Annotated in this window: 8 protein-coding genes; all 8 read left to right on the forward strand. The window is 33.8% G+C overall.

The features are described from left to right. Positions 1–47: 47 nt before the first annotated feature. The 8 genes from SFB89_RS05460 (at position 48) to hypF (ending at position 12,813) form a co-directional block, all read left to right on the forward strand. Complete coding sequence (locus SFB89_RS05460; RefSeq protein WP_331775940.1) at positions 48–2,708, forward strand: class I SAM-dependent DNA methyltransferase; 2,661 nt, start codon at positions 48–50, stop codon at positions 2,706–2,708. Next, entirely contained in the window at positions 2,705–3,925 is a 1,221-nt protein-coding gene (locus SFB89_RS05465) for an SIR2 family protein (protein WP_331775941.1), read from the forward strand. Before SFB89_RS05460 ends, SFB89_RS05465 begins: the two co-directional genes overlap by 4 nt. Beyond that, the gene (locus SFB89_RS05470; RefSeq protein WP_331775942.1) at positions 3,918–5,774 is read left to right on the forward strand and encodes an ATP-binding protein; all 1,857 of its coding nucleotides are present in this window, start codon (positions 3,918–3,920) and stop codon (positions 5,772–5,774) included. The genes SFB89_RS05465 and SFB89_RS05470 overlap by 8 nt, the downstream gene beginning before the upstream one ends. A gap of 3 nt (positions 5,775–5,777) precedes the next feature. Continuing rightward, a complete protein-coding gene (locus SFB89_RS05475) occupies positions 5,778–6,266 on the forward strand; it encodes a dual specificity protein phosphatase family protein (RefSeq protein ID WP_331775943.1) in 489 nt (162 codons plus the stop codon). 13 nt (positions 6,267–6,279) lie between these two features. Next, positions 6,280–7,416 (forward strand): Fic family protein, encoded by a 1,137-nt coding sequence (locus SFB89_RS05480; protein WP_331775944.1) that lies wholly within the window; start codon positions 6,280–6,282, stop codon positions 7,414–7,416. Between the two features lie 105 nt (positions 7,417–7,521). Further along, complete coding sequence (locus tag SFB89_RS05485) at positions 7,522–9,444, forward strand: DEAD/DEAH box helicase (RefSeq protein ID WP_331775945.1); 1,923 nt, start codon at positions 7,522–7,524, stop codon at positions 9,442–9,444. Beyond that, positions 9,437–10,603, forward strand: coding sequence for a GIY-YIG nuclease family protein (locus tag SFB89_RS05490; RefSeq protein WP_331775946.1), 1,167 nt, complete (start codon positions 9,437–9,439; stop codon positions 10,601–10,603). The genes SFB89_RS05485 and SFB89_RS05490 overlap by 8 nt, the downstream gene beginning before the upstream one ends. After that, the gene (gene hypF / locus SFB89_RS05495; protein ID WP_331775947.1) at positions 10,600–12,813 is read left to right on the forward strand and encodes a carbamoyltransferase HypF; all 2,214 of its coding nucleotides are present in this window, start codon (positions 10,600–10,602) and stop codon (positions 12,811–12,813) included. The genes SFB89_RS05490 and hypF overlap by 4 nt, the downstream gene beginning before the upstream one ends. Positions 12,814–12,831 lie beyond the last annotated feature (18 nt).

Consider the following 12,831-nt stretch of genomic DNA (forward strand, 5'->3'; position numbering starts at 1 on the left):
TTACTTTTGATAGAATGAACTAATAGAAATTCTAAGGCAAAATTTACATGAGTATTATGGCAATTGAAAACAACTTAAATACGCTCATCTCACACTTTACTCAAGAGCGCTTTATCTTTGATCTACTTTTGGCTTATGAGACCCCAAAATCAACCATCAAACGCCTTCGAGGAAGTGATCATGATAATCTAGTCTCACGTGGTGAGTTAATGGTGCGAAAAAAACTATTTTTTAAAGTCAAAGAGGCATCTTTGCATGCCACGATAGATGAAATCAAAACATCTAAAGAAGTCATAAAACATCATCCCCGGTTTATCATCGTAACTGATTATGAAACACTTCTTGCTTATGATACAAAAACAGAGGATACCCTCGATATAGAGTTGCTAAATATCCCCAATCATTATGATTTTTTTCTCCCACTTGCCGGCATGGAAAAGGCTACCTATCAAGATGAAAATCCTGCTGATGTCAAAGCCTCCATCAAGATGGCACGTCTTTATGAGGAACTCCAAAAAAACAATCATTTTGAAACAGAAGAAGATATCCATGCACTCAATGTATTTTTGACGCGTCTTTTGTTTTGCTATTTTGCAGAAGATACGAATATCTTCGAGGATAATCTTTTTACTGCATCTCTCTCCTCTCATACACAGCTCGATGGAGGTGACCTTGATAGCTATCTTCAGAGACTTTTTGGCATGTTTAATACCCCAGAGAAAAAAAGAGACCCAAGTACACCAGCGTATCTGAATAAATTTCCCTATGTAAATGGTGGACTTTTTGCCAGATCACTGAAGCTGCCCATCTTCACGACGCGCTCTCGTGCTCTCATGATAGAGATAGGCCAGCTCCAATGGTCGCAGATAAATCCAGATATATTTGGTAGTATGATCCAAGCGGTGGTCACACCTGAACATCGTGGTGGCATGGGGATGCACTACACAAGCGTGCCAAATATCATGAAAGTGATCGAGCCACTTTTTTTAGATGAATTCTACAAAGAGTTAGAAAAAAGCTTTGATAGTAAAACAAAACTACAAAAACTACTGAAAAGACTAAGCATGATCAAGATATTTGATCCAGCTTGTGGAAGTGGGAACTTTCTCATCATAGCTTACAAAAAGCTGCGTGAACTTGAGATGAGCATACTAAAACGTATGGATGAGTTGAGTAAGGAGCTGACTTTTGTATTTAGTGAGATAAAACTAACACAGTTTTACGGCATAGAGCTAGATGACTTCGCCCATGAAGTCGCAATGCTCTCCCTTTGGCTTGCAGAACATCAAATGAACCTAGAGTTTTACAAAGCCTTTGGCAGAACAAGTCCAGCCCTGCCACTGCACGATGGTGGAAATATAGTCCATGGAAATGCCACTAGAATAGACTGGGAAGAGGTTTGCCCAAAAGTAGATGGTGATGAGATCTATATACTTGGGAATCCGCCTTATTTGGGTACTAGAAATCAAGAAAAAGAGCATAAAGAAGATATGGCTTTTGTATTTAAAGGTATTAAAAATTATAAGAATTTAGATTATATTGCTTGTTGGTTTTATAAAGGTGCTAATTATATAAAAGGAATTAACTCTAAATATGCTTTTGTTTCTACAAACTCAGTAACACAAGGAGACCAAGTAGCATTACTTTGGTCAAATATTTTTGATAAAGAACTAGAAATTAATTTTGCATATCATTCTTTTAAATGGCAGAATAATGCAAAAAATAATGCTGGAGTAACAGTTGTAATTATTGGTATTGCAAATATAAATACAGAATTAAAAAAGTTATATACAAATAATTTGATAAAAAGTGTTAAAGAAATAAATGGTTATTTGATAGCAGCTCCTAAAGTTTTTATAAATAGAAGAAATAAACCTTTGTTAAATATTCCCAAAATGTCCTATGGTAATTATACTGGTGGCTGTAATGAACTATTATTATCTCCAAGTGAAAAAAATGCTATTTTATTAGAAAATAAAAATGCAAGTAAATTTATAAGAAAATTAAGTGGTTCTGCAGAATTTATACAAAATAAAGAACGGTATTGTTTATGGATTAGTAATGCAGATTTAGATGAGGCTTTGAAAATTCAAAATATACAAAAGAGAATTGAAAGTGTTAAACAAAATAGGTTATCAAGTAAAGATGAAGCATTGCAAAAACTTGCAACTAGACCACATCAATTCCGTGATATTAAAGAAGCTAAAAAGTCCTCTATAATTGTACCTATAGTCTCATCTGAAAGAAGGAAATATATTCCAATGGGTTTTTTAGATAAGGAGTATATTATTCCAAATTCAGCACAGGCTATTTACGATGCAGAACCTTGGATTTTTGGTTTTATTTCATCTTATATGCATAATATTTGGGTAAAAGCAGTTGGTGGAAGTTTAGAAACACGTATTAGATATTCATCTGTACTTTGTTACAACACTTTCCCATTTCCAAATATATCTGAAAAACAAAAAGAAGAGATAACAGAACTAGTATATGGTGTACTAGATGAAAGAGAACAACACTCAGAAAAAACCCTAGCCGAGCTTTACGATCCAAACAAAATGCCACAAGGACTAAAACAAGCCCACCACGCCCTAGACCTAGCCATAGAAAAATGCTACCGAACCAAACCATTTGAAAATGATGAAGAAAGACTAGAATACCTTTTTAAAATGTATAAAGAGATGACCGCGAAGGAGAAAGAAAAATGAGTGATTTTATAGATGAGTATAGGTTGATAGATAGAATACAAGATAGCAATATAAATTTTTTATTTGGTTCTGGCATGTCAGCAGGTTATCTTGAAATATTGGGAAATATTGAGCAACTACTTACAGATTTAAATAATGATGAAACTATTGAAAATGAAAATCAAAGGGAGTTAATAAGGGCATCAATCTTAAATAAATATTTTGAAGGCGTAATTGAAAAAAATTTAAATATTTTAGATTATTCACATTTAGAACCTGAAGAAATTTTATCAATACAATGGACACTAGAGAGTTATATAAACTTTTTTAAGACTATAAATCAATTGATCTTATCTAGAAGGAATAAACTCTTAAGTAAACAAGTGAATATTTTTACTACAAATATAGATATTTTTCTTGAGCGTGCTATTGAACAAATTGGATTAGAGAGTAATGATGGTTTTGGAAAAGGTTTTAAGCCAAAATATGATTTGAGTAATTTTAAAAAATCCATCTTTCAAAAAAGCCTCCATTTTGATAATAGTTCAGAAATACCAATATTTAATATTTTAAAAATACATGGCTCTTTAACTTGGAAAAGTGAAGATAAAAATATATATTTTGATAGTTCATTACAGGGAATTCAAAAAGTACAAAAAGTAAAAAGAAGATCTTTGATAGATGTTGATACATCAAAAGATAACCTAACTAGTTTAAAAGCAAAATTGCCTAAAAGAATTCATGAAAGCAATTTTAGTAGGTTCTTAGAAGAATACAATCAACTTGCTATTGTAAACCCTACAAAAGGAAAATTTCAACAAACTGTGTTAGATCAAAAGTATTATGATCTTCTTAGAATTTATGCAAATGAGCTTGAAAAAGAAAATACTTTACTTTTTGTAATGGGCTTTTCTTTTGCTGATGAACATATAAGAGATTTAACGATAAGAGTTGCTGATTCAAACCCTACTTTGATGATTTATATTTTTGCATTTGATAAAAAATCTCGAAGACGCTTGAACTGTATACTAGGACTTTATAAAGATAAAATAAAAAATAATAATATAAAAATAATATCGCCTAATAGAATTAAAGAAGAAGATAAATACAAGGATGAATTTCAATATACATTTGATCAAATTAATGAAAGGGTTTTCAAAAAAATACTAGAAAAGATTTCAAAACCTATGACTAAAAAAATATTTAAAGCTACACTTGAAGGCTTTGGAAATGAATAATCAACAAGTTTTAGATGATTCAATTTTTAAAATTGGTGAAGTGCTATCAGTCGATGGTAGAAAAGTAAAAATCAAAGTTGATAAAACTAAAAATAGCTCACATATTATGTATAAAGGTGAACTACTTAAAAATACTTCTGTTGGAAGTTATGTAAAAATTATCAAAGGTTACACTAAAATAATTGGAAAAGTCGAAGGTGAATTTGTTGAAGAGGATAAAAACTATAGTCCAAAAGAGTATACAGCTGAAGCAAATAAAATAAATAGAAATCTTATTGTAAGTATGTTGGGTTTTTTTGATGGGGAAAGATTCAAAAGAGGAATAAAAGAGCTACCTTTAGTATTTAATGAATGTTTTTTACTTGATAACCAAGAGTTTGAACAAGTCCATGATTTTATAGAAAAAGATGATGAACCACTTGAAATTGGTGTTTTATCACTTGAAAAAGGTCAAAAAATTCAAATAGGTGTAAATAGTCTATTTGCTAGTCATATTGGTATTTTTGGAAACACAGGAAGTGGTAAATCATATACATTGGCAAAGCTTTATAATGTTTTTTTTGATAAATATATACAAAATCAAAAATTTTTGAAGCAAGCTAAATTTTATTTATTTGATTTTAATGGAGAGTATTTGGATAGCAAAAAGTCTAAAGAAGATTCAGTAATTGTAGATATAAAATATAAGAATGTATATAATTTATCAACAAGAAATGGAGAAGGTAATAAATTTCCAGTACTTGAAAAAGAGATTTATGATATCAATTTTTGGTCAATTTTTTTATCTGCTACGGAAAAAACACAAACTCCTTTTTTAAAAAGAGCTATTGAAAATGACTTTTATGCAAACAAATTTAATAGTAAAGAAACGATAGTTGATGCTATTAAAGATTTAATAAAATTAATGATCGAAAAGCATATTGAAAAAGGTGATATTTTATCTTTTTTAAGAGATATAGAAAAAGCAATAAATAAGAAACTTAGTAATCTAAATGATATTATTACTTATTTTCAACAGAAACTACATTGGCATGGGAATGGAAATGATAATTTTTTTGTTTATACAACAAGTGGTAAAATTTATGAAGATAAACAATCATTTTATCCAGAATTATTTCAAATGTTTTCAAATACACAATTTATTAATTTGAGTGATTTTGAGAAAATTAGATTACAAATTATTTTTCAATACTATGATGAATTAGTAAAGTATGATTTGAATTCTGAACATATATCCCCACTTCTTAAAAGACTTAAAAAAATAGAAGATATTGATAAAGTTTTAAAAATTGACAATACAACTAGTACAAAAAATATCAATGTGATTTCTTTAAAAAATGTAAATACTGAAATGAAAAAAATATTGCCACTTCTAATTTGTAAACAAATATATGATCAACAAAAACAATTACAAAATAAATCAAGCTATCTAAATATCATTGTTGATGAAGCACATAATGTTTTATCTCACAATTCAAATAGGGAAAGTGAAACTTGGAAAGATTATAGGCTAGAAACTTTTGAAGAGATCATAAAAGAGGGTAGAAAATTTGGTGTATTTTTGACAATTGCTAGTCAAAGACCATCAGATATTTCTAGCACTATTATCTCACAATTACATAATTATTTTTTACATAGACTTATAAATAATAAAGATATTGAAGCGGTAGAAAAAACTATCTCATATCTTGACAAAGTCTCTTTTGAAGCCTTGCCAATTTTACCAACTGGAAGTTGCATATTTGCAGGACTTGCTGCACAAGTTCCTGTTATGGTAGATATTGGAAAAATCAATGACGGGCATGAACCTAAAAGTGATACTATTAAGTTAACTAAGAATTGGAAGTAAATCATGCAAAAAATAGCCAACCTAAACATCTATGTAGGCACAAAAGAAGAATACCACATAGCGATTAGTCAAAATATGAAAATCGTGTGTGCACTCAATCGTGCAAATGGTTTTGTGACACATCAGTCTCAAGTCGGGTGGACAGGTAGAGGTTGCAATAAAGATAACCCTTATTATCTTTATAAAGAGGAAGAGGATGCTATTTATCTAAATATGTTTGATGGGGAAGATCCTATCTATGTAAATGACAAAATGATAGATGCCGCCTTGAGCTTTATGAAACGGCATTTGGATAATGATGAAACAATCTTTGTGCATTGTAGCTTAGGGGAATCTCGAAGTCCTTCTATCTCACTTATGTATATGTTAGAACACAACCTTATAGATGTGACAGACGATGCTTTGAGAGTATTTAGAGATAAGGTTTATGGAAACTACCAGCCTAAAAGAGGCAATGCGGAGTATATTATTAAAAGATGGTTGAGTAAGTGAAAAAGGAGCAAGAATGAACATAAAAGATTTTAAATCAGGAACACTTAGACAAGAGTATCAATATAAAAGTTTTATGCCTGAAAAGATAAACCATACATTTACTTGGGATGATCCACAAATCAATACTATGTTGGAAAATGCTACAAGAGCATTAGGTGAGCTAAATGCTTTTACTATGATAGTTCCAAATGTAGATATTTTCATACAGATGCACATCACCAAAGAAGCAAACACTTCAAGTAAGATTGAGGGTACAAAAACAGAGATGGATGAAGTACTTATCGCGAAAAATCAAATAGATCCAGAAAAAAGAGATGATTGGCAAGAAGTGCGAAACTATATTGATGCCATGAACAGCGCAATAAAAGAGCTTGAAACGCTGCCTATCTCAAATCGCCTTATCAAAAATATTCATGCAATACTGCTAAATAGTGTAAGAGGTGAAGCAAAACAACCAGGGGAGTTTAGAAAATCTCAAAACTGGATAGGTGGAGCGAGTTTAAGTACAGCTTATTTTATCCCTCCACATCATAATGAGGTGGGCGAGCTTATGAGTGATTTAGAGATGTTTCTACATAATGAAGAGATATTTGTACCACATCTTATTAAAATTGCTATTGCCCACTATCAGTTTGAAACCATTCACCCATTCTTAGATGGTAATGGAAGAATCGGAAGGCTTTTGATAACGCTTTATTTAGTAAGTAATGGATTACTTAAAAAACCATCTTTATACTTATCTGATTTTATAGAAAAAAATAAATCAGTTTATTATGAAGCATTGACAAGAGTACGAACAGATAATGATTTGATTCATTGGATAAAGTTTTTTCTTGAAGCTGTTATATCTACTGCTAATAGTGGAGTAAGAACTTTTCAAAATATTTTGAGTTTGAAACAAGAGATGGATACCATAATAGTAGGATTTGGTAAAAAAGCACATAATGCAAGTAAACTTATAGAGTTTTTGTATCAAAAGCCTATAATATCGATTAACGATATTATAAAACCATTAAATGTAAGTAAACCTACGGCAAACTCTTTGGTTAAAGAGTTTGAGGGAAAAGGGATATTGAAAGAGATTACAGGATACGAACGAAATAAGCTTTTTGTATTCAATAGATATTTAAATATTTATAGTCAAAGTTAAGACTCTAAATTTTACTAAGAATATTTATAGTCAAAGTTAAGACTCTAAATTTTACTAAGAATTTTTATAGTTAAACTTGGAAGAGATTCTAAAAAAAGAGGGATAATGACAAACATAATAGAAGTAAACTACTCACACACAGGTGAAAGTAAAACAACAAACAACTATGGTATGCGACAGATGCAAGCAAAGGCTTATGAGGCTAGAGATGAACAATATCTACTCCTCAAAGCACCTCCTGCTTCTGGAAAGTCACGTGCGTTGATGTTTATAGCACTTGACAAACTTCACAATCAAGGAATCTCGAAAGTTATAGTTGCGGTACCCGAACGCTCCATCGGTGGATCCTTTGACACAACCGATTTAAAATCCAACGGTTTTTTTGCCTCATGGCAACCAAACCCACGGTATAATCTTTGCACTCCCGACGGAGAAAAGAGCAAAGTTGCTGCATTTAAAAAGTTTATGACAAGTGATGAGAAAATCCTTATCTGTACTCATGCCACTCTGCGTTTTGCTTTTAAGGAGCTTGACGAGTCCAAGTTTGATAACTGTTTACTTGCGATTGATGAGTTCCATCATGTGTCAGCCGATGGCGAAAATCAGCTAGGAGAGTTAATCAGATCCGTTATGGAAAACTCTACGGCTCATATAGTGGCGATGACAGGATCGTATTTTCGAGGTGATAGTGTTCCAGTTTTACTCCCTGAAGATGAAGCTAAATTTGCAAAAGTGACATATAATTATTATGAACAGTTAAATGGTTATGAACATTTAAAATCTCTTGGCATAGGGTATCACTTTTATCAAGGGAAATACACAAGTGCTATAGGTGATATACTTGATACTGATAAAAAGACGATCCTTCACATACCGAATGTCAACTCTGGAGAATCTACAAAAGATAAATATAAAGAGGTAGATACTATCCTAGATATTATTGGTGATGTTGTTCAAACAACAGAAGATGGAGTTATTATTGTCAAAAGGCATAGTGACGGGAAACTTATCAAAGTGGCTGATTTGGTAGAAGATGATGCAAAATCAAGAGCAAAGATAGACGCATATTTAAGTAAAAACACAAAAGTCGATGATATGGATTTGATCATAGCATTAGGAAAAGCGAAAGAAGGGTTTGACTGGCCATACTGTGAACATGCTTTGACAGTCGGATATCGATCTTCATTGACAGAAATCATCCAGATTATAGGACGGGCCACAAGGGATAGCAAGAACAAAACTCATGCACAGTTTACAAATCTCATAGCACAACCAGATGCTGATAATAATGAGGTGCAAGTATCTGTCAATAATATGCTCAAAGCAATCACCGCATCACTTTTGATGGAGCAGGTTTTAGCACCCAACTTTAAATTTAAACCGCGATTTGAAAACGATGATGAACCAAACAAAAAAGGCGAACTCAAAATAAGAGGTTTTAAACTGCCGACAAGCGAGCGAGTCAAAGATATCATCGAATCAGACCTAAATGATTTAAAAGCGACTATTTTGCAAGATGACATCATGATAAAAGCAATCCCCGGAAATCTAGATGCTGAGGTTATCAATAAAGTTTTAATTCCCAAAATCATCAAAGTCAAATATCCCGATTTGGATGATCATGAAGTAGAAGAATTGCGTCAGCATGTTGTCATAGACAGTGTTGTAAAAAATGGGCATATCATAGAAAACGGCGATAAGAAGTTTATCAAAATGTCGGATAAATTTGTAAATATCGATGAACTTTATATTGACTTGATTGATCGGATAAATCCATTCCAAAGAGCTTTTGAGATTTTATCTAAATCTGTTACTGCTCATGTCCTCAAACTCATACAAGAGAGCATCGAAGCCACTAGAATAGAGATGACACAAGAAGAAGCGGTGATTTTATACAAAAAAATCCCAGCGTTTCAAAATGAACATGGAAGAATGCCAAATATAAATAGCAACGACTTTACAGAAAAAAGGATGGCCGAAGCACTGATATATCTAAACAAACTAAGACGGGAAAGAGCCAATGGATAAGTTACCCGAGTTTTCGCTTGATGAGATTTTAGAAGCTGATCCACTTGGTCTTTTAGGCGAGCTAAAACCACGTACAAAAGCTTTAACTGAAGATGATAGATTGATTACTAGTTTTGAAGAGATCAATGCTTTTATAGAAAAACATGGATGCGAACCTAAAAAATCATCAACTATGAGTGAACGCAATCTTTTTTCAAGACTCAATGGAATACGACAAAATCCTCAAAAGATAGAAGTGCTTAAACCTTATGATAAATATAATATTTTACAAGAGGTAAAGATAAACTCTATAGATGATATTTTAAATGATGATGCTTTTGGATTGCTTGATGATGTAAATAGTGATGATATATATACCCTAAAGCATATACCCAAAAAGAGGGAAGAAGCTGATTATATTGCCCAGAGAAAGCCATGTAAAGATTTTGAAAAATATAAATCTCTATTTCAAGAGGTTCAAGATGATCTCAAGAAAGGAACTAAAAAATTAGTAAAATTTAATGAGAGATTTTTTGAGGAGGGAAATTTCTTTGTTTTAAAAGGGGTCTTAGCTTATTTGGAGAAAATAAAGAAAACTAAAAAAGATCGATTTAATAAACTAGATGGAAGAACAAAAATCATCTTTGAAAATGGTACTGAGTCCAATATGCTTTTCAGGTCATTTGCCAAAGGATTGTATGAAGATGGCTATTTTGTAAGTTTGCAAGATGATAGAGTTTTAGATAAATTATCGCAAATTTCAGATAAAGATCAAAAAAGTGGATATATTTATATACTAGAGTCATTAAGCCAAGATGATCGTATAGCCTCTATAAAAGATTTATACAAGATAGGTTACTCGACCATTCCTGTCGACCAAAGAATCAAAAATGCACAACATGAACCAACGTATCTCATGGCTCCTGCCAAAATCAAAAGCATTTATGAAACCTACAATATGAATACTCAAAAATTTGAACAACTCATTCATAGATTTTTTGGAAAAGTTTGCCTCAATATTGATATTTTTGGAGATGATGGCAAGCGATATACACCAAGAGAGTGGTTTATTGCACCTTTTGAAGTTATCGAAGAGGTAATCTATCTCATTATCAGCAAAAAAATAATAAATTATAGATATGATGACGAAAAAGAAAAATTAATTCAAGAACGAAGATGATGAAAAAAAACTATAAATACAAAATCGAAGGTATTGTACAGGGTGTTGGCTTTAGGCCATTTGTGTATCAGTTGGCGCATGCGCATGAGCTTTTGGGTTATGTCCTCAACAACTCTTTAGGCGTTGAGGTCGAAGTCGAGGGAACGCCTGAGGCTTTAGAAAAGTTTACCAGTGACCTATCGGCAAAACTGCCACCTTTAGCGCGAATTGACCGCATCACAAAAGAGGAGCAAGCGCTAAAAGCGTACCAAAGCTTTGAAATTCGAGCGAGCGATGAACAAGCACGCAAGCAAACTTTGATCTCTCCTGATATGTCGATTTGCGATGATTGTCTCCGTGAACTTCGAGATAAAAACAATTTCAGATATGATTATTTCTTTATCAATTGCACCAATTGTGGCCCGAGATACTCCATCATCAAAACCGTACCTTATGATCGGAAAAATACCTCCATGAGTACCTTTACAATGTGTCCGGTGTGCGAGCATGAATACAAAGACCCGATGAACCGCAGATACCATGCCCAGCCGATTAGCTGTCCTGATTGTGGGCCGGAACTTTTTTTAAAAGATATGCACGGTAATCTGTTGGCCAAAAATCATGATGCCCTCAATCAACTCACCACATTGATCAAAAAGGGGCATATCGTCGCCATGAAAGGCATGGGGGGATTTCATCTCATCTGTGATGCGACGCAAGATGCTACGGTTTTGAAACTGCGCCAGCGCAAAAGTCGTCCGAGCAAACCTTTTGCGGTGATGTTTCGCACCATCGAGGAGATTGAGAAGGCGTGTGAGATTAGCAAAGCGGAGCGCCAAGCCATCACTTCGCAACAGCGCCCCATCGTTTTGGTGAAAAAACGCACCCAAAGACTCAGCCCAAAAGTCGCACCAAATATCGATCGTTTGGGTGTATTTTTACCTTATACCCCTTTACATGTACTCCTTCTCGATAGGCTAGATTCTCCTTTGATTGCCACTAGTGCCAACCGATCGGGTGAGCCCATCGTGACGTGTGCAGAGGATCTTGTGGATTCTTTGGGCGAGGTGATTGATTATTATCTTGATTACAACCGTGACATTATCAATTCAAGCGATGATAGTGTCTTGCAGATGATTGGCGATAAACCGCTCATGATGCGCTCATCGAGAGGATTTACACCAACAAGTTTCAGATACCAATCTTCCGCCCTCCAAACACTCGCCCTTGGAGCACATCAGAAAAATGCCATCGCGCTTTATCTAAACAATCAAGTCATCTTCAGCCCATATATTGGCGATTTGGAGAGTGTCAAGAGTTGTGAAGCGTTTGAGCGTACTATCGCAGTGTTCAAAAGACTCTACAATTTTGAGCCGACTCAAATCATCTGTGATATGCACCCCAATTACTTTAGCACCCAATGGGCCAAAAAACAAAACTGTGAAGTGCACCAAGTCCAACATCACTATGCGCACATACTCGCGTGTATGTTTGAACACCAAATTGATCATGAAGTCTTAGGCGTGGCATGGGATGGCACGGGTTATGGAGATAATGGTACGATTTGGGGTGGAGAGTTTTTGCGCTGTGATCGCAGTGGATATGAGCGAGTAGCTCATTTTGAGCCATTTTGTCTCTTAGGTGGTGACAAAAGTGTCAAGGATATCAAAAGAGTCGCACTCTCTATGATTTTTGATGTAGCCCAGGATGAATCGCTCAGTGGATTTGAAGATTTTACGACCCTCTTTAATGCACAAGAAATCTCACTCCTGCGTCAAATGCATGAGAAAAAAATCAACGCTCCAAAATGCAGCTCAGTAGGGCGTATTTTTGATGCTGTTGCTGTTTTTAGCGGAGTTTGCTCTCGTGTGAGCTATGATGGGGAGAGTGGTTTGATTTTAGAGAGTCTTTATGATGAGACGATTCAAGGTGCTTATGAGTTTTATCTCGATGATGGCGTGATTTATTATAAGCATATCTTTGCGCAAATGCTAAAAGACAAAGACCCCAAAATCATCGCGAGCAAATTCATCAATGCTTTGGTCGATGTTTTTTTCACAGTCTCAAATCAGTATGATTTAGACATCGTACTCGGTGGTGGGGTTTTTCAAAATCGCACACTTTTGGAAAAAATTTCGAGCAGGTTAACAAAAAAGACGCTATACTTTCCTCATAAATTACCTATCAATGACAGCGCTATCGCGATAGGGCAGTTGTATAAAGTTTTGTAGGTGTCAATCGAACATAGA

Source organism: Sulfurospirillum sp. 1612, from assembly GCF_036556685.1.
Lineage (GTDB): Bacteria > Campylobacterota > Campylobacteria > Campylobacterales > Sulfurospirillaceae > JAADIZ01.